Here is a 21,896-nt window from a genome sequence, read left to right on the forward strand (position 1 = left end):
CGAGACGATCTCGCCGCGCTCGAGGAAGGTGTCGGACACCGTCACCGCCTCTTCCAGGAGGCCGCCGGGATTGTTGCGCAGATCGATGACGAAGCCCTTCAGCTTGTCGCCGATCTGATTCTGCAGATTGGCGATTTCCTTCTTCAGGCCCTCGGTGGTCTGCTCGTTGTAGGTGGTGATGCGGATGTAGCCGATGTCGTCGGCCTCGACATGCGCGCGCACCGAGCGGACGCGGATGTTGTCACGCACCAGCGTGACGTCGATCGGGTTGTCTGTGCCCTTGCGGACGATCTTCAGCTTGATCTTGGTGTTGACCGGCCCGCGCATCTTCTCGACCGCCTGGTTCAGGGTCAGGCCCTGCACCTGCTCGTCGTCCAGCATGGTGATGATGTCGTTGGCGAGAATGCCCGCCTTGGAGGCCGGCGTATCATCGATGGGAGAGACCACCTTGATCAGCCCGTCCTCCATGGTCACCTCGATGCCGAGGCCGCCGAACTCACCGCGGGTCTGCACCTGCATGTCGCGGAAACTCTTCGCGTCCATGTAGCTCGAGTGCGGATCGAGGCCGGACAGCATGCCGCTGATGGCGCTCTCCACGAGCTTGCTGTCGTCGGGCTTCTCGACATAGTCGCTGCGCACCCGCTCGAACACGTCGCCGAACAGGTTGAGCTGGCGATAGGTGTCGGCGGTCGCGGCGCGCGCGGTCGATCCCATCAGCACCGCGCGAGGCTGGGTCGCCAACAACACCAAAGCCGCACCGGTGGCAGCGCTCAGGAGGATAACTGAAGTCTTGCGCATCATCCGCGAACCTTTTCGCCTTCATTTGCGGCCCACCATGGGCCTGGGTCAATTGGAGTGCCGTCCTTGCGGAACTCGACATAGAGCACAGGCTGGCCCGCATTGGCTGCCAGAATCGACGCGACCTGGGACGTCGATCCCATGGTCGCGACCGGCTCCCCCGTTTGCACAAACTGTCCGATGTTGACCGAAATGCGCTCCATCCCGGCGATCAGGACATGATACCCGCCACCGGCGTTGAGGATCAAGAGTTGTCCGTAGCTCCGGAAGGGGCCGGCGTAAACCACCCAACCGTCACACGGCGTTGTGACCTGCGCGCCGGCACGCGCTGCCAAAGAAATGCCTTTTTCGATACCGCCGGCGCCGTCGGACGCGCCGAAATCGTGGATCTTGGTGCCGTTCACCGGAAAAGAGAACATGCCCTTGGCCGAGGCAAACGCGATGGCAGGGCTCTGGCGGCCCGGGTTCCTCAAGGCCGCCAGATCGGGTTTGCCGCTGGGAGGCGCCGGCGCGCCCTGGAGGGTGGCTGAAGCAGCGGCTCTTGCCGCGCTCCTCACGTCCTGCTCCATCTTGGAGATCAGGCCCTGCAGGTCATCGATCTGCTTGGCGAAGGCGACAGCGCGCGCGCCCTCGGCCTCCATGTCCTTTTCCATCACCGCCTGCTTGCGCTGGCGCTGCTCGATCAGGGCAGCGAGCTGCACCTGGTCGCTTTTCAGGCTGTCGCGAGCAATGGCGAGGCGATCATGCTCCTCGTTGATCGACTTGCGCAGCGCGACGAGCTCGCCGAGATCGGTGGCGAGCCGCTCGGCACGGGCGCGCAGGTCGGGAACGACGGCGCCGAACAGCATCGCGGTTCGCAGCGATTGCAGGGCATCGTCGGGCCGAATCAGGAGGGCCGGCGGCGAGCGGCGTCCGGCGCGCTGCAGTGCCGCCAGCACTTCGACCACCTCGGACCGGCGCGAGGTGAGCGAGCCCCGCAACTGATCCTCGCGCTGATCCAGCGTGCGCAGGCGCCCCTCGGCATCGCTGATGTTGCCCTCGACGGTCCGCACCTGGCTCGCGATTTCGATCACCCTCTGGTTGAGCTTGGCGCGATCCTCGCCGATCGCCGCGATGTCGGCCTTGATCTTCTGCTGTGCCGCCAGCGCGTTCTGCTGCTCCTGCCGGACGGCTTCCAGCTCCTTTTCGCGCTGCTTGACCGCATCCGGCGAGACTGCAGCACCCGGCGGCTGATCGGTCAGGCTCTGTGCCCCGGCCGGCACGGCGCCGGCGAATACCGCCGACGCCAGCAACAAGGAGAGGCGAAAGCGGCCGAGCCGGCCGGCTCCCTCGCTCGGATGAAAGGTGCGCGCGTTCTGCATCAGGTCTTCGGGGACTGTCGCGTCCTAGCCGCGGTGATAGGGATGGCCCGCCAGGATCGTCGCGGCCCGGTAAAGCTGTTCCAGGAGCATAATACGAACCATCTGGTGTGGCCAAGTCGCGGCCCCGAACGCGACGCTGAGCCTCCCCTTGCGCCGAAATTCGGGCGAAAGTCCGTCCGCGCCGCCGATGACAAAGGTAGCATGACCGGTGGAATCATCCCGCAGCCGGCCGACAAATGCGGCAAATCGACCGCTATCGATATTTTCGCCGCGCTCGTCGAGGATGACAAGCTGGGACTTTTCCGGAATGACCGCCGAAATCGCGGCCGCTTCCTCTATCATGCGGGCCGTGGTTTCCCGCGCCCGGCTTTCGGCGATTTCATGGATGTCGATACTGCGGAAGCCGAGCCGGCGTCCGAGATCGTCGAACCGCTGGCGATAGCGGTCCACGAGCTCGCGTTCCGGACCCTGCTTCAGCCTGCCGACGGCGATCACGATCATGCGCATGCGTGCAGGCTAGCACGCGCGGCACCCGATCGCATCGGCCGACGCCGGCCTCAGATCACCTTCGCCGCCGACGGGCCCTGTGTCCACAATCGCTCGAGATTGTAGAACTCGCGCACCTCGGGTCTGAAGACGTGCACGATCACGTCGCCGCAATCGATCAACACCCAGTCGCAATTGGGCAGGCCCTCGACATGGATGCCGTTGATCCCGGATTCCTTCAGGCCCTTGGCGACGTTTTCCGCGATCGCGCCGACGTGCCGGTTGGCCCGGCCCGAGGTGATGACCATGTAGTCGGAAAATGCCGATTTGCCGCGAAGGTCGATGGCGATGGTCTCTTCCGCCTTCATGTCGTCGAGGCGGGAGAGGATCAGTTTCAGCGTCTTGTCGGCGTCGCTCGGCGCCTGCAAGGCCGCGGCCTGGGTCGATGTTTTACGCGGGGTCTGTTCAGACTTGGGTAAAACAGACTTGGACAATACAGGTGTGGTCAGGGACCAGTCCTTTCGCTGTATCGCGGCCGCCGAATCTCTGTCCGGCGCCCACGGACCATTCTAGCCATGTGGGGTTAACGGTTTCAATATCCAGTACCCCAATCATTTGGTTCCGAGGGCCTTGACCTATCTGTAGCGTTCCCGGCACTACCTCGGACTATGCTGGGACTGCCGGATGATTACTTCCAACTGCCGTCGGGGTTCCTCAGGCCCGTCGAGGACAGGCTGAGCTTCAACCCGGGCAGGAACACCCAGGCTGGCGGACGGTGCGCAGCCAGCCGACCGGCCTCGCTTTCGGGCAAACGATAGCGCGCCAGCGCCTGCGCGGCCGGCGCGTTAAGCGCACGGAAACTCTGTGGGGGGCGATCGATCACGGCCATCGGCACCGTGGTCGCGATGCGCTGCCAGTTCTGCCAGCGATGAAACTGCGCAAGGTTGTCGGCGCCCATGATCCAGACGAAACGCAAGCCGGAAGCGCGGCGGCGCAAGTAGATGATCGTATCGACAGTGTAGCGGGTCCCGATGACGGATTCGAGACAGGTGACGTCGATGCGGGGGTCGTCCGCCATCCGCCGCGCCGCCTCGGCGCGTTGGTCGATTTCGCGCAAATGACCGTTGTCCTTGAGCGGATTGCCCGGCGACACCAGCCACCACACGCGGTCGAGCCTGAGCCGCTTGAGCGCGAACAGGCTGATGGCGCGATGGGCGCGGTGCGGCGGATTGAACGAGCCGCCGAGCAGGCCGATACGCATGCCGTCGGTGTGGAGCGGAAGGCCCTGGAAAACCGAGGACGACAGGACTTGCGCTGCTCTCAAACCGTGCCCCGACTAACACAAGGAACTGGTCATGGAACGGGTCATGGCCGCGTCTGCCCGCTGCCGTGGATTCGATATTTGAAAGTCGTCAACTGCTCGACGCCGACCGGCCCGCGGGCGTGGAATTTTCCCGTTGCAATCCCGATCTCCGCGCCAAAACCGAACTCGCCGCCATCGGCGAACTGGGTCGAGGCGTTGTGCAGCACGATCGCCGAATCGACCTCGTTGAGGAATTTCTGCGCGGCGCTGCCGTCCTCGGTCACGATCGCGTCGGTGTGGTGCGAGCCATGACGGCCGATATGGGCGATCGCGCCGTCGACGCCATCGACGAGTCGCGCGGCAATGATGGCGTCGAGATATTCGGCGTCCCAGTCCTCCATAGAGGCCGGCTTGACGCGCCTGTCGGCGCACTGCACGGCCTCGTCGCCACGGACCTCGCAGCCGGCATCGATCAGCATCGCGACCAGCGGCGCAAGATGGCTGACCGACGCGGCGCGATCCACCAGGAGCGTCTCGGCCGCGCCGCAGACGCCGGTACGGCGCATCTTGGCGTTCAGCACGATCTTCTTGGCCATCTCGAGATCGGCCCCCTGATCGACATAGACGTGGTTGACGCCTTCGAGATGGGCGAACACCGGCACCCGTGCCTCGGCCTCGACCCGCGCGACCAGGCTCTTGCCGCCGCGCGGCACGATGACGTCGATGCCGCCATCGAGACCCGACAACAGCAGGCCCACCGCGGCGCGGTCGCGGGTCGGCACCAGCGTGATGGCGGCTACCGGCAGCCCGGCCTCGCGCAGGCCCGTCGTCAGGCACTCATGGATCGCACGGCAGGAGCGGAAGCTGTCCGAGCCGCCGCGCAGGATCACTGCGTTGCCGGATTTCAGGCACAGCACGCCGGCATCGGCTGTGACGTTGGGGCGGCTCTCGAAGATGACCGCGACGACGCCGAGCGGCACCCGCACGCGCTCGATGACCATGCCGTTGGGCCGCTGCCAGCTCTCGGTGATGACGCCGACCGGATCGGAAATGCTGCGCACGGTCGCGATGCCGTCGGCCATCGCCTCGATCCGCCCCGGCGTCAGGGTCAGCCGGTCGATGAAGGCATTGGAGGCGCCGCTGGCGCGGACCTCGGCAACGTCCTCTGCATTTGCGGCCAGGATCGCCGATGTAGCGGCGCGGATCGCGCGCTCCATGGCCTCGAGTGCGCGATTCTTCTGTTCCGGCGAAGCCAGCGCCAGGATGCGCGCGGCGGCGCGGGCGCCGGCGGCAAGCTCATTCATCAGGGCCGGCAGGTCGGCCGTGCCATCGATGGACTTGAGGGACGCAGTCATATCGGGATCAACCTTCGCTCGAGCCAAAGTCCTAGCACGGTGGCGATGGGGCTGGCGAGGCGAGGAACCGGCATGGTTGACGCGCGGTGCGCGTATCCATGAGCCCGCAATTGGCCCTCGGCGGCGGGTCTCCAGGCGTTGCGGTGGATCATTGGTAGCATTAAATATCATAATTGGATACATTATTTGGATACCATTCGGGAGCCCGGCCATGGCCAGCAGCTACAGCATCGGCGAACATTTCGAAGGGTTCATCGAGAGCCTGCTCGAGAGCGGTCGTTACGCGACTGCAAGCGAGGTTTTGCGCGAGGGGCTGCGTCTGCTCGAGGAGCGCGAGGAGCAGCGCAAGGCGAAGCTGGAAGCGCTGCGCGCGGAGATCCAGAAGGGCATCGACAGCGGTCCGGCGGAGGAGGTCGAGGTCAGGGAAATGATGGACCGGGTCAAGGAGCGGGGACGGCAGCGTTTGGCCGCAGCCAAACGTGGCGAATAGATTTCGCAAGCTTCCGCAGGCGGAAGCTGATCTGGATTTGATCTGGAGTTACATCGCGGCCGAGAGTGTCCTCGCTGCAAATCGTCTGATGGATCGCATCGGTGACGTTTTCGAGATGCTCACAGACAATCCGTTTGCCGGTCGCCAGCGGAGTGAGTTGCGGACCAGCTTGCGCAGCTTCGCCGCCGGAAACTATGTGATCTTCTATCTCCCGCTCGCGGATGGCGTGGAGGTCGTGCGCGTGATGCACGGCCGGCAGGACATCGATCCCGTCGACATGATCTGACGCCTTCAGCCCCGACCGGCCTGCCTCGCGCCGCCGACGACCAGATCATCCCGGTGGATCATCTCCGCCCGCCCCGAGATGCCCAGGATCGTCAACACGTCGCCTGAGGAGCGGCCCTTGATCTTCTCCGCGTCCTCGGCGTCATAGGCGACGAGACCGCGGCCGATCTCGTGGGTGTCGGGGCCGCGCACCACCACGGCGTCGCCGCGGGCGAACTGGCCGTCGACCCGGATCACGCCGGCCGGCAACAGGCTTTTTCCCGCGCGCAGCGCGCTGACGGCGCCGGCGTCGATGGTCAGCGTGCCCTTCGGCTCCAGCGAGCCCGCGATCCAGCGTTTTCGCGCGGTGACGGGGTTTGCCGGCGTCAGGAACCATGTGCAGCGTCCGCCGTCGGCGATCGCCTGCAAGGGATGTTCGATCTTGCCGGAGGCGATCAGCATGTGGGTGCCGCCGGTGGTCGCGATCTTGGCCGCCTCGATCTTGGTGCGCATGCCGCCGCGCGACAGCTCCGAGCCGGCCTCACCGGCCATCGCCTCGATCTCGGCGGTGACGCTTCTGACCACCGGGATCAGCCTGGCGTCCGGATTCTGCGCCGGCGGCGAATCATAGAGCCCGTCGATGTCGGACAGCAGGATCAGCAGGTCGGCGCTCGCCATGGTGGCGACGCGCGCGGCGAGCCGGTCGTTGTCGCCATAGCGGATCTCGCTGGTGGCCACGGTGTCGTTCTCGTTGATCACCGGCACCGCATGCCATTCCAGGAGCTTTGCGATGGTCGAGCGCGCGTTGAGATAGCGGCGGCGTTCCTCGGTGTCCTGCAAGGTCACCAGGATCTGCCCGGCGCCGATGCCGTGGTGGCCGAGCACCTCCGACCAGATTCGCGCCAGCGCGATCTGTCCGACCGCGGCCGCGGCCTGGCTCTCCTCCAGCTTCAGCGGGCCGCGCGGCAGTTTCAGGCGGCTGCGGCCGAGCGCGATCGAGCCCGACGACACGATCAGCACCTCGCGGCCCTCGCCGTGCAGTCTTGCCAGATCGGCGGCGAGCGCCGCGAGCCAGGCCGCGCGCACCTCGCCGGCATCGGAATCGATCAGGAGCGAGGAGCCGACCTTGACGACGATACGGCGGAAATTCTTGAGCTGCGGGCGATGCATCGGTGTTCGGAGATGGAGACTTTGATGAAGCCATACGCGCCACGGGCCGCATTTGGAAGTGGCAGACCCGCCTTCAGGCGGTCCAGGGCTCGGCTTCGGCGGCCCGCTTGGCCTTGGTGGTGACCGGCTTTTCGCCGACCACGTCGGCCAGCGCCCGCAAGGCCTCCTTCACGCCGGCCCCGGTCGCGCCGGAGAGCAGGAGTGGCGTCTTTTTCGCCGCGCGCTTCAGCCGGTCCTTCTGCTTCTTCAATTCGTCCGGCTCGACTGCGTCGATCTTGTTCAGCGCGACGATCTCGATCTTCTCCGTGAGCTGCCCGCCATAGGCTTCGAGCTCGTGGCGCACGGTCTTGTAGGCCTTGCCGGCGTGCTCACAGGTGGCGTCGACGAGATGCAGCAGCACGCGGCAGCGCTCGACATGGCCGAGGAAGCGGTCGCCGAGGCCGGCGCCCTCGTGCGCGCCTTCGATCAGGCCCGGGATGTCGGCGAGCACGAATTCGCGGCCGTCGGCGTTCACGACGCCAAGCTGGGGATGCAGCGTGGTGAAGGGATAGTCGGCGATCTTCGGCCTGGCCGCGCTGACCTTGGCGAGGAAGGTCGACTTGCCGGCATTGGGCAGCCCGACCAGGCCCGCATCCGCGATCAGCTTCAGCCGCAGCCAGATCCAGCGCTCCTCGCCCGGCTGGCCGGGATTGGCGTGACGCGGGGCGCGATTGGTCGCGGACTTGAAATGCGCGTTGCCGAAGCCGCCATTGCCGCCGCTCGCCAGCACGAAGCGCTCGCCGAGCGTGGTGAAATCGTGCAGCAGGGTCTCGCGGTCCTCGTCGAACACCTGGGTGCCGACCGGCACCTTCAGCACGATCGGCTTGCCGCCGGCGCCATGGCGGTCCTTGCCCATGCCGTTCTCGCCCTTCTGGGCCTTGAAGTGCTGCTGATAGCGGTAGTCGATCAGCGTGTTCAGCCCGTCCACCACCTCGATCACGACGTCGCCGCCGCGGCCGCCATTGCCGCCGGAAGGGCCACCGAACTCGATGAACTTCTCGCGCCGGAATGCGACGCAGCCATTGCCGCCGTCGCCGGAGCGGACATAGACCTTGGCTTCGTCAAGGAATTTCATGCCGGTCTAGGTAAGCCAGCTGCGGGGGTGCGGCAACCCTTGGGCCGGGCGAATTGCGCCGAAAGCCTTGATCCTCGCCAATATGTGCGATGTTCCGCCGTTCCGGGCTGGTATAGCTTTTGCCCAGGAGTGAGCGGAGCGGCGGCGAATGCGACGGCGTCACGTGATCGGGCTGATCGGCGGCGCGATGCTGTCGCCGCTCGCGGCGCGCGCACAACGAGCGGCCGGCCGGCATCTTGCGATCTTCAGCCCGTTCGAGCCTGCAGCCGTGATGCGGGAGAACAGCGAGAGCCGCTACTACGCAGCCCTGTTCGCGGAGCTGCGCCGGCTCGGGCATGTCGAAGGCGAGAACCTTGCCGTCGATCGTTGTGGCCGCGAACGCGGCAGCGCCGGCGCCGCAGCGCTCGTCACCGAAATCATCAACAGCAAGCCCGATGTCGTGTATGTCGTCGGCGTCGGCGCGAAGCTGTTCCAGCAGGCGACGAGCCGGATTCCGATCGTGACGCTGACCGGCGATCCGGTCGCGCAGGGGCTGATCCGGACGCTCGCGCATCCCGGGGGCAACATCACGGGCGTCAGCGTCGACACCGGCCCCTCGATCTATGGCAAGCGCATCGCGCTGTTGCGCGAGATGTTTCCGAAGCTGGCGAAGCTCGCCTGTGTCACGCTGCGCAGCCAATGGGAGGGCGGCCAGGGCCATGACATCCACGATGCAGGCGAAGCGGCCGGCATCGACCTGATCGCGAGCCTGGTCGACGCGCCGACCGGCGAGGTCGCCTATCGCGAGGCGATCGCGCGGGCTCAACGCCGCGGCGCCAACGGCCTCATGGTCGGCGAAAACCCCGATAGCACGGCAAACCGTGCCGTGATCGCCGCCCTGATCGCGGACGCGGCGATGCCCGCGATCTATCCATTCGCGGAATTCGTCGAAGCCGGCGGGCTGATGGCCTATGCCTTCGACGCGGTGGAGTTGAGCAAGCGCGCCGCGGACAATATCGACGCCATCCTGCGGGGCGCCGATCCCGGCGACATCCCGTTCTATCAGGCCACGAAATTCGAGCTGTCGCTCAATCTGAAAGCCGCCAGATCGCTCGGGCTCGCCGTGCCTGCAACCCTGCTCGCCTCCGCCGACGAGGTGGTTGAATAGGACTTCGGGATTTCCGCGCCTGCGGCGCTGTGACGCCGGCTTCCGCGCTGACCGCAGCCAGCAAAGCCATGAATTTCGTTTCAACTCAAAGAAGGCCACAGAGACCGGCCGACTGGAATTGGTTGTCCAGTGGCTCTAATAATGATGTCTTGGGATCTCTTGGGATGTCTTGGGCCTGATCGTTCGCGACAGGTTCAGACAGGTCGATTTCGGATGAACAACGCGGCAAAATGAACACCTGACCTCCGTCGGCCCAGTCCATATCTGGATGAGAATCGGATGCGTTGCAGACAGTGTGGTGAAGAGTATGCGGCGTCAAACCGCTTCTGTCATGGCTGCGGCGTCCCCCTTCCCGCCACCTGCGCCGCTTGCGGGAATGTAAATCCACCTGCTTCGGCCTTTTGCGGGGCGTGTGGCAGTCCCCTTGCACCGATGATTCGCCCCCTGGTCCCATCGCAACCGACGCGTGCCGTCCGGGGCGAGCTCAAGCAGGTCACGGTATTATTTGCCGACCTGGTCTCCTCCACGGAAATAGTTGCGCGGCTCGATCCCGAAGATGCCATGGAGCATCTGAAGCCCCTGCTCGACGCGATGTGTGAAGCGGTCGAACGCTTCGAAGGTACGGTCGTCCGAACGTTGGGAGACGGCATTCTGGCGCTGTTCGGTGCGCCTCGCGCGCACGAAAGACACGCCTTGCTCGCATGCGAGGCGGCGCTCGCTATCCGAGACTCGTCGAGCCTGCGGGAAGCGGCAATGTCGGTTCGTGTCGGAATGCACTCCGGTGAGATCGTGGTGGATGCACCGCTCGCCGAGCCGACGGGCGACCGCGGCGCATATGGCATGACCATTCATCTTGCGAGCCGCCTGCCTGCGGAAGTCGAGCCGGGCGGCATTTGCCTGACGGACGAGACCTACCGCCTGGTGCGCGCATTTTGCGACGTCGATCCATTGGGCCGCCGTCGCTTGCGCGGCGTTCCTGAGGCCATCGAATTATTCCTGTTCAAGGGCCTCAAGCCAGCGGTCGCAAGCCAGCAATTTCGCGGCGTCGTCTTGACCAGTTTTCGCGGCCGCGACCGCGAACTCACATTGCTGCAGCGGGCCCTGGCCGCAGTCGAGACGGACGGGTCCCGGGTCATAGCGATCGTGGGAGCGCCGGGTACCGGCAAGAGCCGGCTTTGCTACGAGTTTGCCGAATGGTGTCGGGGACGACTGATCCCGGTGTTCGAAGCTCGCGCCCAGCCCTTTGGAGCGACGACGCCTCTGCAGCCGGTGCTGGAGTTTCTGCGCTCCACCTATTTCAACGTTTCGCCGGACGACGACCCGAACGGTGCTGCGCGACAGATCGCGATCCGTCTCGCCGAGCTGGGCTCGACGTTCGAAGCCGACGTGCCATTGGTGTGTGATTTCCTCGGCATCAAATATGATCAAAGTCAACCCGCGTGGATCAATCCAAAGGGACGCAACGCGCGGCTGCTCGATATCGTCCGCCACTTGATCCGGCAACGCGGAACTGTCGCGTCCGTTATCATCATCGAGGATTTGCATTGGCTTGATCAGGCGAGCGAAGAGTTCGTTGCAACGCTGGCGGACGAAGTTACGTCGACCAAGACCGTGTTGATCGTCAACTGCCGTCCTGCCTATTCCGCGCCGTGGATGCGGCCGCCGCACTACCAGCAGATCGAGCTCGCCGAATTGAATCCCTCGGATGCCGACCACCTGATCAACGAGCTGGTTGGTCTCCGGCCCGAGCTGTCCGAGATTCGCCGGCAGGTGGTCTCGCGCAGCGGAGGCAATCCATTTTTTGCGGAAGAGCTTGTTCGGTCCCTGGTCGAACACGTCGTGCTCGTGGGCGAACGGGGTGATTACCGGCGCGGCATGATCGGCGGCGCCGACGTACTCCCGCCCACCGTTCAGGCCGTGATCGGCGCCCGCATCGACCGGCTGGCACAGCCGGAACGCGATCTGCTGCAGATCGCGGCTATCATCGGCAAGGACTTTCAATTGGCCGTTCTGCAGGAGGTTGCGGGTTGGAAGCCGGTCGAGATCGAATCCTCTCTGGACCGGCTCCGCGCGGCGGGCTTGTTGCAGCCGCGCTATTTTGCGGAGAGTCGCGGTTACAGTTTCCGTCACCCCCTCATCCAGGAAGTGGCGTATTCGACCCAGTTGCGAGCGCGGCGCGGCGCCCTGCATGCGGCGGTCGGGCGTGCCATCGAGCGATTTTATCCCGGACGGCACAGCGAGTTCGCGGCGCTGCTGTCCCATCATTTCGAGGAGGCCGGCGAAATCGACACGGCGGCCGACTACGCGGCGCGCGCCGCCCGCTGGGTAGGGTCGACCAGTCCGGCGCAGGCGATCAAGCATTGGCACAAGGTCCGTACGCTGAAGGCCCATCAGCCAAGAACGCCTGCCAACGATGCGCTGCGAATAGAGGCAAGCGGACAGATAGCATGGCTCGGCTGGCGCGAAGGGATGACCTCGGAGGAGGCGCAACCCTTCATCCAGGAGGCCCTGGAATGGGCGCGCGCGATCGATGACTCGATGGTTCCGCTGCTGTTCTTCGTGGAAGGCCGGATTGCTGCTGCAAGCGGCGGTGCGGCTGACGCTTACGTCGAGCGCGTCGAGCAGGCTTTGTCCCTGATAGACTTGGATCGCGACCGCGGCCGCGTTGCTACTCTGAACGCCTCCCTTAGCCAGGCCTATGGTTGGGCCGGCCTGCTTCGCGAGGCGTTATCCGCGAACGACGCCGCACTTGAAGGCGTGTCCAGCGTTACGGACTTCGATCATCAATTTCTCGGGTATAGTGTGGAGCACTGGACACTGAGCTTGCGTGGTCGCATCCTGCTTCGGCTTGGCAGGTTCGACGCTGCTCGCGCATGTTTCGATCGTATGCTGGCTATTCCGGGACTGATCGCCCCTACGGTGCAGATCATCGCCAACTTCGCCTATGTCGAGCTGGCCTGGTGCCTCGGTGATGTTTCCATGGCTCGCGATTACCTCACGCAGGTCGTTGCGATAGCGGCGCGCCACGGCAGCGCCTACCTTCGCCTCTACGCGTTGGCTTGCGAGGGCATCGCGCACGGCATCGTACACGACTATGGCAGCGGCATCCGCGCCACGAGTGAGGCTCTTCGACTGCTTCGCGAAGCGCACGTCTCGATGGAATTCGAGCCGGAACTGTTGGCCAGCCTGGCTGATTTCCTGGCGAGGAGCGGCGAAGTCGACAAGGCGATCGAGACCGCGAACGAGGCCATCGCCGTCGCACGCAATCGGACCGCTCGCCTGCCCGAGTGCCGCGCTCAAATCACGCTTGGCGGGGCGTTGCTTGCAGCGAGAGGTAGCCAGGCGGCGGATGAGGCGAAGATGCTGCTCGATGGCGCCGAGACGCTGATTGAGCGTACCGGCGCTTGCATTTACGAAGGATTGCTGAAAGAAGCTCGCAGTCTATTGTCTCGCTACGTCATGCCGCACGACGGACAACGAGTGTGAATTCTCGCAAGCCATATCCGTCGATGATCTCCGTCGTGGCGCCCAACTCGCGGATGCAGTAGCGGCTCCATTGGGCTGGCTCGGCCGAATAAATCCCGTCCCGTGCGACGGAGCCGGCATCGATAAAATTCACCGCAAATCCGCGCCGGCTGGTGCCGTGCAGCCGCCGGAGCGTGACGGCGACGAATCGCTCCCAGACGTCCCGAGGCTGGTCCTGCTGGACATTGAAAATTCCGCTGGCGACCGAATAGTCGGCAAGACGCTGGCTGAAGCTGCCCTGCGCAAAGGCAACGTTGGCGCGGTTGTGCCACAACCGTCGAGCGCGCCGCAGCATGGCCGGTGAGAGATCGATTCCGAGATAGTCGATGCGGGAGGCGGGATGATAGCGGTCCAGATAGGACAGCAGTGCCCCGTAGCCGCAGCCCAGATCGTTCAGCGAAAATGGCGACGTGACGTCGCACATCCTCAGCAGTTGAACGAAGCGCAATTCCTGCGTGGGCAGGCAGGTCCAGTCCACGCCCGGCGGCGTCGTACCGAACTTCCTGACCTTGGCGGAATAATAATCGGAAATGCCGGCGTGCACTGTCGCCAGCTCGGTCTCTTCCCGGCTGCCGGAAGCGGACCTCCGTTTCGATGTCCGGGCCATCGACGGTTCGGTCTATTTGCCCTTCTTTTTTCCTGCACCCGGAAGCCGCCGTGGCGCCATCGGCAGCGAAATGATCAGATAATCCTGCTCGAGGTAGAACAGGGGCTGGCCCTGGGTGATGATCACCCTGTTTTCGGATTTCGGGCTCGCATGATGCGAGCACATGTAACACGGCAGCGGCGGCTTTTTCTTGAAGTTATCAACCAGGGCGTCGGCGATTTGCTGGTCTCCATTGTCTGGAAGCTTCTCCAGTAGCGTGTACCAGCGGTTCTTTGCCCGAGCGTTGTACAGGCCGCCGAGCCCAAGCACAGCAGCGCTTTTCGAGAATGGCAGGTCCGTCCGGAAAATGTTGAACTGCGATTGAAGCTGGGCCATCTCCTCGATCCCGCCAAACAGCTCCTCCTTGTTCAAGTCTCTCGAGATTGGCACAGGCGCAAACCTCAGGTTGAACAGATCAATGAGCGAGGAAATGTAGATGTCGTCTTCCTTCATATAGAAACCCATGAACTCCTCCCGCAACAAGTACGTTTGTTCAATCGTCCATCGATGGAAATCGAGCCGAGCAGGCCAAGGCCAATTTGTAGCACCCTATCATTTGCGCCTCAATGCAACACCTGGAATCTGCGGCTATCACCGCTGCTCGGTCGAAGGTTGCGTCGCGGCTGTCTACTCCGTCAGGGCTTGGGCCTGCGCCTTATCAGAAACTTCTGCATCCCCTCCAGCACGAGCTCGCGGCGCTGGTTGAACACCGTGCTGCACAGGGTCACGACGCCGGTCGACCGTCCCGGCGTCAGCTCGGCCACCTCCAGCGCGGGATAGAGGGTGTCGCCGGCATAGACCGGCTTTGCGAAACGGCTCGACTGCTCGAGGAAGCCGACCAGCGATTCCTCCACCATGAACGGAAACGTGCCGGCGCCCGGCGCGGTGTGGATCAGGGTCTGGAAGCCGTGCGCGAGCAGGTCCGGCATGCCACGGGCGCGGCAATATTCGACGTCGTAATGCACCGGATGGGTATCGCCGCTCGCGGCCTGGAACGCGGCGAATACCGCGCTCGTCATGGTGCGGCTCGGCAGCACGAAGCGCTCGCCGACGGCGAAATCCTCGAACCAGCGCTGCTCGGCGATCATGCGATGCGCAGCGGGATCGAACTCGGGCATGCGGATTCCTTGCATGGTATCGGCGTCATTCGCGGGGCAATGACGCTGGAGAGACCGTCGGTAACCTGCTAATCGGCTGTCACGACGTCTCGCCGGGGACCAATGACTTTACTTGCGAAAATCTCGCCACACAACGACGCGCCCTCGGCGCGGCTCGCCGGCATCGGGTTGATGCTGCTGTCGATATCGATGTTCTCGTTCGGCGACGCGCTCGGCAAGTACATCGTCGCGACCTATGCCGTCGGGCAATTGATGTGGCTGCGCGCCTGCGCGGCGCTGATTGCGCTGTCGCCGTTGATCTGGCGGCACCGCGCCGAGTTTTTGCGCATGGAGCGGCCGTGGCTGCAATTGCTCCGTGCGGTGCTCTCGACCGTCGAGGTCGCGGCGTTCTTCCTCGCCGTCGCCTACCTGCCGCTCGCCGACGTCGTGACCTATTATCTCGCCTGTCCGATCTTCGTCACCGCGCTGTCGGGGATCGTGCTCGGCGAGCGCATCGGCTGGCGGCGCTGGAGCGCGATCCTGATCGGCTTCGCAGGCGTCCTGATCGCGCTGCGGCCCTCGGCACAGACCATCAGCTGGCCCGCGCTGATCGCGCTCGGCGGCAGCCTGTCGTTCTCGGTCTTGATGCTGATCACGCGCCATCTGCGCGCCACCGCCGATATCGTGATGGCGACTTCGCAATTCATTGGCACTTTCCTGCTGGGAGCCGCGATGTCGCCGTTCGGCTGGGTGACGCCGAGCCGGCAGAGCTTCGTGCTGTTCGCGGCCGCCGGCCTGATCTCGGTCACCGCGTTGTTCTGCGTCAACCGCTCGCTCAAGCTCGCGCCGGCCAGCGTGGTGGTGCCCTATCAGTATTCCATGATCGTCTGGGCGGTGCTGTTCGGCTTCGTCGTGTTCGGCGACGTGCCGCAGCCGGCGACGATCGCGGGGGCCGCGATCATCATCGGCGCGGGTCTCTATATCTTCCTGCGCGAGCGCGCGCTCGGACGCGAGGAAGTCGCGGTCAATCCGCCGGCGTGAGACCGCTCGCGGCCGTCACCCCTCGCGCCGCGTCGAGCTCGCCCAGTTCTTCAGCGACGACCAGACGCTCCGGGAGAGGCGGAAGCGGTCCACCGGCGCCGACGAGCCGAGCGCCTCGAAGCGGTGCAGCTCGACGCCGCTCCACTGGAAGCCGCACTTCTCCAGCACGTTGCGCGAGGCGGGGTTTGCCACGCGCGCGCCGGCATGGAGGTGGCCGACGTCGTCCTGCTCGAAGAAATGATCGATCACCGCCCGCGCGGCCTCGGTGCCGAAACCCTGGCCCCAATGGTCCACGCCGAGCCAGTAGCCGAGCTCCGGCTCGCAGGCTTCGCGCCACTCGATGCTGGTCACGCCGACCGGCACGTAGTTGTGCTCGATCAGGAACGTGATCGCCTGGCCGTCGTCGGCCATCGTGCGCACGAAGGCGACCGCGTGGTCCTGGGAATAGGGATACGGCAGGCGACGGGTGTGCTCGGCGATGCGGCGGTCGTTGGCGAGCCGCGCGATCGCGGACACGTCGGCGAGCGTCGGGCGGCGGAGCAGGAGCCGCTCGGTCTCGAGGGTGCATGGCACAGCCGCGCGCCTGGTCGACGTCGCTATCGGATAGTCCTGCAGCATGTCCGGCTCCTTGAGGCTCGCTCGAAATCAATTCACGCAATACACGCAAGAATAAAAAAGAGAGGCCGGTTTCCCGCCTCTCCCTTGGAGCCCTGCTGAGCCCCGCCGGTTCGTCAGGATCCCGGCGGACTCATGATCGTCCACCGTCTACTCGGCTGCAGCCTCCGTCATCGGACGAACCGATACGAAAGTGCGGCCATTGGCCTTGGCGCGGAATTCGACGACACCCTCGATCTTGGCGAAGAGGGTATGGTCGGTCCCCATGCCGACATTGAGGCCGGGGTGCCAGGTGGTGCCGCGCTGCCGGGCAATGATGTTGCCGGGAATCACGCGCTCGCCACCATAGGCCTTGATGCCAAGGCGTTTACCCTTGGAATCACGTCCGTTCCGCGATGAACCGCCTGCTTTCTTGTGAGCCATGGCTCGTCTCCAACTACCCGATCTATTAGGTCAATTCCTTGAAGGAATCATTTCACTTTTTCTCAACTCTGTCGGCGGCGCGCAGCATTCGATCCACCATGTGCGCTGGATCACGCGCGCGCCCGACAAAGTGCGCGGTTTTGCCGCGTCTATTCCGCGGTCGCCTCCTCGGCGCCGGCCTTCGCCTTCTTCTCCCGTTTCGGCCGCGGGCCGATCGAGGGCTTGGCGTCGTCGGCGAGGATCTCGGTGATTCGCAGCACCGTCAGCTCGTCGCGGTAGCCGCGCTTGCGGCGCGAGTTCTTGCGGCGGCGCTTCTTGAACGCGATCACCTTCGGCCCGCGCTTGTGCTGCAGCACCTCCGCGGCGACGGAGGCGCCGGCCACGGTGGGGACGCCGAGGGTCGGCGTGTCGCCGCCCAATACCAGCACCTCGCCGAGCTGCACGATGGTGCCGACCTCGCCGTCGATCTTGCCTATCTCGAGCACATCATCCGGGACGACGCGGTATTGCCGGCCGCCGGTCTTGATGACTGCGAACATCGTTGTTGTCCTTCGTGTTCGATCCCGGCCTCGGGACGAAAGCCCGGGCCGGCTTCTTGTTCAGTCGTGTTGTTCAGTCGTGGTGGAATGTCAGCGCCCTCTTGGAGGGGCGCAAAAACAAGCGGCGCGAGAAAGGTCGCGCCGGTTGCGGAGACTTATAGCGGCGGAAGGCCGCGAGTCAAGCAGCCGAGGCCAAAAACGCTTCCAAAATGAAGGATTTGGCCCTGGAAAGGCGCGAGTAGGGAGTAGCGAATAGCTGGCAGCCTTCGCTACTCACTGATTCGTCAGTCGCCCGGCCCGCCCCCTGAAACCAAAAAGTTCCCCAGCCGTTGTCCCCGGCTTCCACCCCAGGCAGGGACACTCCATGGCCGAAGATACCGTCTCCACCGCGGGCATCGCCCGTCACGGCGCCAGCCGTCTGCCGTCGGTCGATATCGACAGCTTCAATGTCGAGCTCAAGGACGACGAGGGCTTTCTCGGCGACCGCGCCTCCAAGGGCGCGTTCCGCAAGATCTTCGACCGTTGGCGCAAGCCGCTGCGCAAGACCGGCAAGGACCCGTTCGGCGACCTGCCGTCGGAGACGATCAGCAAGAAGGCGCTGGACGAGATGCTGGTCGGCGACGACACCGAGGCGTCCGCCGTCGTCCACAGCGCGATCGAGGAGTTCGCGCAGGAGCTCGCCCATGTCACGCGACGTTTCCTCAGGACCAAGGCCTGGGCGAAGACCGAGCACATCGTGGTCGGCGGCGGCTTTCGCGCCTCGCGCCTCGGCGAGCTCGCAATCGCGCGCACCGAGATCATCCTGAAGGCGGAGGATTTCGAGATCGAGATGATGCCGATCCGCTTCGATCCCGACGAGGCCGCGCTGATCGGCGCGCTGCATCTGGCGCCATCCTGGATCTTCGAGGGCCATGACAGCATCCTTGCCGTCGACATCGGCGGCACCAACATCCGCTGCGGCGTGGTCGAGACGCGCTGGAAGAAGGCCCCCGATCTCTCGAAAGCCGAGGTATGGAAGGCCCATCTGTGGCGCCATGCCGACGACGAGCCGACCCGCGAGGGTGCGGTGAAGCGGCTCACCAAGATGCTGAAGGACTTGATCGCCGCCGCGGAAGAGGAGGGTTTCAAGCTCGCGCCGTTCATCGGCATCGCCTGTCCCGGCGTCATCAACGAGGACGGTGGAATCGAGAAGGGCGCGCAGAACCTGCCCGGCAACTGGGAGAGTAGCAAGTTCAACCTGCCGGCCCTGCTCGCCGAGGGAATTCCCACCATCGGAGATCACGATACTGCGATGCTGATGCACAATGACGGCGTGGTGCAGGGGCTCGCCGAGGTGCCGTTCATGCAGGATGTCGAGCGCTGGGGCGTGCTCACCATCGGCACCGGCCTCGGCAATGCGCGCTTCACCAATCGCAGGAAGCAGAACGGCAAGGGCAAGGACGAGAAAGACGACAAGAAGGACAAGAAATAGCGCCGTTCCCCGTGGGAATGACGGCAGCGACAGCCGAGGTAACCTTGAACGGTTAGGTTAAAACCGGCTTTAGATTGCGACAGCCGCGCTGACGTTTAGGGTGGGCGTGTCACGTCATGGGCTCGCCGGTGGAACCGCGCTTCACCGGCATCCCCGCACATGATGTGGCAGGGACCGCCAAAACCGTATTGCGTATTGGCGGTCCCACCTTCGTTCTTCGTAATCTATTTTCTGTCTTTTCTTTTTTACCGAACTCCGATCGAGCCAGCCTGGCCGCTGGCTCGATCATTCTTTCCCGTCCGCGCGGCGGATGAGTGCTTCAGGATCGGCTCACCCGGAGGTTGTTATGCCGGGCCCGGCCCGCTCCCGCAAGCGCGACTTACCCGTATTTTTACCGGTGCTGTTCTTAACCTTACCCGCGGCGTGCTTCCGTCCCGGCCGCTCTCATTCCCAGCCGATGTGCTGGAAGAAGGTCGCGATCTGCTCGGCGGCACGGTCGGGATCCTCGCGATGCGGGAAATGCCCGACGCCGGGCAGCAAAGCGAGGTCGAGATTGGAGAAGGTCTCGCCGAGCCGGTCGGTCCAGGCGAACGGAAAGAGCGGATCGCGCTCGGCCCAGCGCACGCAGGTCGGCACCGCGATCGGCGGCTGCTGCGGCGCCTCGCCCTTCATCATCGCGACGCGGCCGGCGTGGGAAGCGCGATAATGCGCGAAGCCGCCTTCGAGATTGCCGGGCTTCATGAAGTTGTCGGTGAACGCCTCCAGCACGTCGTCGTCGAAGGCCGCCTTGCGGTGCGACCAGCCGCGCAGGAAGTGGCCGATATAGGTCCGGCAGGTCTCGCGGCTGGCGCCGACCAGAGATGGCGCCATCGGCATCTGGTGGAACGACTGATACCAGATATGGTTGAGCCGGTCCGGCGCGCCCATCCGCGGCCCGATGCCGGGATAGACGAAGTCGAAGAGGAACAGGCCCGCGATCCGATCCGGCGCGCGCCGCGCCAAAGGCTGCATCGCGGCGCCGCCGACGTCATGGCCGATGACGCCGGCCTTCGGCACGCCGAGCGCGTCCATCAGCGCCAGCATGTCGGCCGCATGCTGCTCGGGGCCATACGGGCCGTCCGGCTTGTCGCTCTCGCCGAAGCCGCGCAGATCCGGCGCGAGCACGGTGAAGCGGCCGGACAAGCGCGTCATCACCGGTTCCCAGCTCAGCCAGAATTCCGGCCAGCCGTGCAGCAGCAGCAGCGGCTTGCCCTGGCCAGCCCGCGCGACATGGAACGCCGCGCCATTGGCATGAAGGGTGAGATGCTCGATCATCGGCCGCTCCTGTTCTTCCCCCGAGAGGGGGCAGACTCTTAGCACCAGCGGTCGTTCCCGTCCGAGCTTCACATGCGGTGCGGCAAATCGGCGGCGGCGGGCTTGTCTGGTCAGCCATCCTCGCCTATTACACGGCTCCGACCACCGGGGCTTCGCCCCGATTTGGCGCCCTGGAGAGGTGGCAGAGTGGTTGAATGCACCGCACTCGAAATGCGGCATAGGTGCAAGCCTATCGGGGGTTCGAATCCCTCCCTCTCCGCCACTAGTACTGATTATCCGGGCCTATCCGGCGGCATGAGGTGTGCGCTGCGTAGCCTGATGGAGTTATAGCAGTTCGATCTGCGCGCGATGGCCGGCGGATGCGGCCAAACGTCTGTCGCGCGTCAGCAATGGTGTGTCGAGCGCCTCGGCCAGCGCGACATAGGCGGCGTCATAGGCCGTCAGATTGTTCCGTAACTCCCATATGCGCGGCAGAAGGAAATCGTGCGGATATCGCCGCAAGGACAGGTCCGCCAGGTCGGCGAGTGCCATGCGCCCACGCTCGCCATCGATTTCCTTGTTCGCGGCATACCGCCGGATCACCTGGGCGACTTCGACATCGAGCAGATGCGGCGCGTGGAGTGTTTGACGAGGGGCGAACAGCCGATCTTCCACCGCTTTCGCTGCCGGCGTGCGGAGAAGGACTTCAAGCAAAGCCGAGGCGTCGACGACGATCACGCGCGATCGCGCTCGGCGCGAACCGCTTCCGCCGGCGCGACGGAAGGGGTCGTCTCGGATCGGCTGTGCAACCGCGCGCGTAACTCGTCAAGCGTCGGCCGTTCCGCTACCTGACGAAGCTCGCTGAGCAGATAGTCGGACAGCGACATGCCTGCCAACGCTGCACGCGACTTCAGCCGGCGATGCAACGCATCCGGAACGTTGCGGATTTGAACCATCGTTCCCATGCAGCAAGCATAGAAACATGTGGCGCACATGTCAATGGTCACCGGACATGCGAGGGCTACGGCGCAGATATAGGGCTCGTCACGGCTTCGGCGCGGTGGCAGATGCCATGTCCTGTCGCACTCGCTCCACAGGTGCGCCAATATGATAGCGCAAGGACGGCCGTCTGCCCTGCGACATCCCTGCGGAGACACCATGCGTGGACGTCATCCTTTCCATATCGCTCTTGCGGTGCTCGCAGCGGTCGTTCCGTTCGCTGCCGCCCGCGCGGCATCGCCGGAACCTGACCGGGTGTCGCTTACCGAAGCGACCACCACATGGAGCACGGTGAAATACGCGACCGATGCGGACAACGGCTTCGTCGCCGGCTCGCTCGACACGGGCACGATCGTCGATCGCAGCTTCAAGGCCTATGTGCTCGAGAACCGCTATCTGAAAGTCACGCTGGTGCCGGACTTCGGCGGCCGCATCCTGTCCATGATCTACAAGCCGACCGGCCACGAGGAGCTCTATCGCACCGAGGTCGGCGTGCCCTACGGCATGAAGGCCGGCAATTTCTACTACGACTGGCTGATGGTGTATGGCGGCATCTACCCGACTTTTCCGGATGCCGAGCATGGCAGGGGCTGGCTGAAGCCGTGGCAGTTCACGGTGGTGAAGGCTGCGGATGACGAGGTGACCGTCGCGATGTCGCTCAAGGACGACGTCGCCTATGCCGCCGCGCCCAGGCGGTTCATCGCTGACGCGACCGGCATCGAGGCGACATACTCTGTCACGCTGAAGGCCGGCCGCGCC

25 protein-coding genes and 1 tRNA gene are annotated in these 21,896 nt (G+C 64.7%); 9 read left to right on the forward strand and 17 right to left on the reverse strand.

Features of this window, described 5'->3' with window-relative positions; all coding sequences use genetic code 11:
• From JOY90_RS02280 to JOY90_RS02305, 6 genes are all read right to left on the reverse strand, one after another.
• Positions 1-801 (reverse strand): S41 family peptidase (locus JOY90_RS02280; RefSeq protein ID WP_291689548.1); only part of this gene is annotated, 801 nt, incomplete at its 3' end.
• On the reverse strand, positions 798-2,159 hold the full coding sequence (locus JOY90_RS02285; protein ID WP_291689549.1) for a peptidoglycan DD-metalloendopeptidase family protein: 1,362 nt from the start codon (positions 2,157-2,159) through the stop codon (positions 798-800). The genes JOY90_RS02285 and JOY90_RS02280, both read right to left, overlap by 4 nt.
• A 24-nt stretch (positions 2,160-2,183) precedes the next feature.
• Entirely contained in the window at positions 2,184-2,666 is a 483-nt protein-coding gene (rlmH, locus tag JOY90_RS02290) for a 23S rRNA (pseudouridine(1915)-N(3))-methyltransferase RlmH (protein WP_291689550.1), read from the reverse strand.
• A 50-nt stretch (positions 2,667-2,716) separates the two neighbouring features.
• Complete coding sequence (rsfS, locus tag JOY90_RS02295; RefSeq protein ID WP_291689551.1) at positions 2,717-3,073, reverse strand: ribosome silencing factor; 357 nt, start codon at positions 3,071-3,073, stop codon at positions 2,717-2,719.
• 260 nt (positions 3,074-3,333) lie between these two features.
• A complete protein-coding gene (locus JOY90_RS02300; protein WP_291689572.1) occupies positions 3,334-3,951 on the reverse strand; it encodes a nicotinate-nucleotide adenylyltransferase in 618 nt (205 codons plus the stop codon).
• Between the two features lie 59 nt (positions 3,952-4,010).
• Positions 4,011-5,303, reverse strand: a complete 1,293-nt coding sequence (locus tag JOY90_RS02305; protein WP_291689552.1) for a glutamate-5-semialdehyde dehydrogenase — start codon at positions 5,301-5,303, stop codon at positions 4,011-4,013.
• Between the two features lie 211 nt (positions 5,304-5,514).
• Between JOY90_RS02305 and JOY90_RS02310 the strand changes: the two genes are divergently transcribed.
• Both JOY90_RS02310 and JOY90_RS02315 read left to right on the forward strand, forming a co-directional pair.
• Entirely contained in the window at positions 5,515-5,793 is a 279-nt protein-coding gene (locus JOY90_RS02310) for a type II toxin-antitoxin system ParD family antitoxin (RefSeq protein ID WP_291689553.1), read from the forward strand.
• The gene (locus JOY90_RS02315) at positions 5,783-6,079 is read left to right on the forward strand and encodes a type II toxin-antitoxin system RelE/ParE family toxin (protein WP_291689554.1); all 297 of its coding nucleotides are present in this window, start codon (positions 5,783-5,785) and stop codon (positions 6,077-6,079) included. Before JOY90_RS02310 ends, JOY90_RS02315 begins: the two co-directional genes overlap by 11 nt.
• A gap of 5 nt (positions 6,080-6,084) precedes the next feature.
• Here the strand turns inward: JOY90_RS02315 and proB are convergent, their stop codons facing one another.
• Positions 6,085-7,227: a glutamate 5-kinase gene (gene proB / locus JOY90_RS02320; RefSeq protein WP_291689555.1), complete on the reverse strand. Its 1,143-nt coding sequence runs from the start codon at positions 7,225-7,227 to the stop codon at positions 6,085-6,087.
• Between the two features lie 73 nt (positions 7,228-7,300).
• Positions 7,301-8,341: a GTPase ObgE gene (obgE, locus tag JOY90_RS02325; protein WP_291689556.1), complete on the reverse strand. Its 1,041-nt coding sequence runs from the start codon at positions 8,339-8,341 to the stop codon at positions 7,301-7,303.
• Positions 8,342-8,489: 148 nt separating this feature from the next.
• Between obgE and JOY90_RS02330 the strand changes: the two genes are divergently transcribed.
• Together JOY90_RS02330 and JOY90_RS02335 are read left to right on the forward strand one after the other, a co-directional pair.
• On the forward strand, positions 8,490-9,488 hold the full coding sequence (locus JOY90_RS02330) for an ABC transporter substrate-binding protein (protein ID WP_291689557.1): 999 nt from the start codon (positions 8,490-8,492) through the stop codon (positions 9,486-9,488).
• A gap of 279 nt (positions 9,489-9,767) precedes the next feature.
• Complete coding sequence (locus JOY90_RS02335) at positions 9,768-12,974, forward strand: AAA family ATPase (RefSeq protein ID WP_291689558.1); 3,207 nt, start codon at positions 9,768-9,770, stop codon at positions 12,972-12,974.
• On the opposite strand, the gene JOY90_RS02340 is transcribed toward JOY90_RS02335, so the two are convergent.
• The 3 genes from JOY90_RS02340 to JOY90_RS02350 all read right to left on the reverse strand — a co-directional run bounded on the left by JOY90_RS02340 (position 12,946) and on the right by JOY90_RS02350 (position 14,777).
• Positions 12,946-13,620, reverse strand: a complete 675-nt coding sequence (locus JOY90_RS02340; protein ID WP_291689559.1) for a class I SAM-dependent methyltransferase — start codon at positions 13,618-13,620, stop codon at positions 12,946-12,948. The genes JOY90_RS02335 and JOY90_RS02340 overlap by 29 nt on opposite strands.
• 12 nt (positions 13,621-13,632) lie before the next feature.
• Positions 13,633-14,124 (reverse strand): hypothetical protein, encoded by a 492-nt coding sequence (locus JOY90_RS02345; RefSeq protein WP_291689560.1) that lies wholly within the window; start codon positions 14,122-14,124, stop codon positions 13,633-13,635.
• A 170-nt stretch (positions 14,125-14,294) separates the two neighbouring features.
• Positions 14,295-14,777, reverse strand: coding sequence for a MaoC family dehydratase (locus tag JOY90_RS02350; protein WP_291689561.1), 483 nt, complete (start codon positions 14,775-14,777; stop codon positions 14,295-14,297).
• 102 nt (positions 14,778-14,879) lie between these two features.
• On the opposite strand from JOY90_RS02350, the gene JOY90_RS02355 reads away from it, so the two are divergent.
• A complete protein-coding gene (locus JOY90_RS02355) occupies positions 14,880-15,797 on the forward strand; it encodes a DMT family transporter (protein ID WP_291689562.1) in 918 nt (305 codons plus the stop codon).
• Positions 15,798-15,812: 15 nt separating this feature from the next.
• On the opposite strand, the gene JOY90_RS02360 is transcribed toward JOY90_RS02355, so the two are convergent.
• The 3 genes from JOY90_RS02360 to rplU form a co-directional block, all read right to left on the reverse strand.
• The gene (locus JOY90_RS02360; protein ID WP_291689563.1) at positions 15,813-16,415 is read right to left on the reverse strand and encodes a GNAT family N-acetyltransferase; all 603 of its coding nucleotides are present in this window, start codon (positions 16,413-16,415) and stop codon (positions 15,813-15,815) included.
• A gap of 147 nt (positions 16,416-16,562) precedes the next feature.
• Complete coding sequence (gene rpmA, locus JOY90_RS02365) at positions 16,563-16,835, reverse strand: 50S ribosomal protein L27 (protein ID WP_291689564.1); 273 nt, start codon at positions 16,833-16,835, stop codon at positions 16,563-16,565.
• A gap of 149 nt (positions 16,836-16,984) precedes the next feature.
• Positions 16,985-17,374: a 50S ribosomal protein L21 gene (rplU, locus tag JOY90_RS02370; RefSeq protein ID WP_291689565.1), complete on the reverse strand. Its 390-nt coding sequence runs from the start codon at positions 17,372-17,374 to the stop codon at positions 16,985-16,987.
• Between the two features lie 364 nt (positions 17,375-17,738).
• Here rplU and JOY90_RS02375 point away from each other — a divergent pair, with 364 nt between their 5' ends.
• Both JOY90_RS02375 and JOY90_RS02380 read left to right on the forward strand, forming a co-directional pair.
• Positions 17,739-18,845, forward strand: a complete 1,107-nt coding sequence (locus tag JOY90_RS02375; RefSeq protein WP_291689566.1) for an ROK family protein — start codon at positions 17,739-17,741, stop codon at positions 18,843-18,845.
• Positions 18,846-18,961: 116 nt separating this feature from the next.
• Complete coding sequence (locus JOY90_RS02380; RefSeq protein ID WP_291689567.1) at positions 18,962-19,159, forward strand: hypothetical protein; 198 nt, start codon at positions 18,962-18,964, stop codon at positions 19,157-19,159.
• 130 nt (positions 19,160-19,289) lie between these two features.
• Here JOY90_RS02380 and JOY90_RS02385 read toward each other — a convergent pair whose 3' ends face one another.
• Positions 19,290-20,159 (reverse strand): alpha/beta hydrolase, encoded by an 870-nt coding sequence (locus JOY90_RS02385; protein WP_291689568.1) that lies wholly within the window; start codon positions 20,157-20,159, stop codon positions 19,290-19,292.
• Positions 20,160-20,331: 172 nt separating this feature from the next.
• Here JOY90_RS02385 and JOY90_RS02390 point away from each other — a divergent pair.
• A tRNA-Ser gene (locus JOY90_RS02390) sits at positions 20,332-20,421 on the forward strand.
• A 62-nt stretch (positions 20,422-20,483) separates the two neighbouring features.
• Here JOY90_RS02390 and JOY90_RS02395 read toward each other — a convergent pair.
• The gene (locus JOY90_RS02395; protein WP_291689569.1) at positions 20,484-20,876 is read right to left on the reverse strand and encodes a type II toxin-antitoxin system VapC family toxin; all 393 of its coding nucleotides are present in this window, start codon (positions 20,874-20,876) and stop codon (positions 20,484-20,486) included.
• The gene (locus JOY90_RS02400) at positions 20,873-21,025 is read right to left on the reverse strand and encodes a hypothetical protein (protein WP_291689570.1); all 153 of its coding nucleotides are present in this window, start codon (positions 21,023-21,025) and stop codon (positions 20,873-20,875) included. The genes JOY90_RS02395 and JOY90_RS02400 overlap by 4 nt, the downstream gene beginning before the upstream one ends.
• 367 nt (positions 21,026-21,392) lie before the next feature.
• Here JOY90_RS02400 and JOY90_RS02405 point away from each other — a divergent pair.
• Positions 21,393-21,896 (forward strand): DUF5107 domain-containing protein (locus tag JOY90_RS02405; RefSeq protein WP_291689571.1); only part of this gene is annotated, 504 nt, incomplete at its 3' end.

This window comes from Bradyrhizobium sp. (assembly GCF_019242285.1).
In the GTDB taxonomy this organism is placed as follows: Bacteria; Pseudomonadota; Alphaproteobacteria; order Rhizobiales; family Xanthobacteraceae; genus Bradyrhizobium.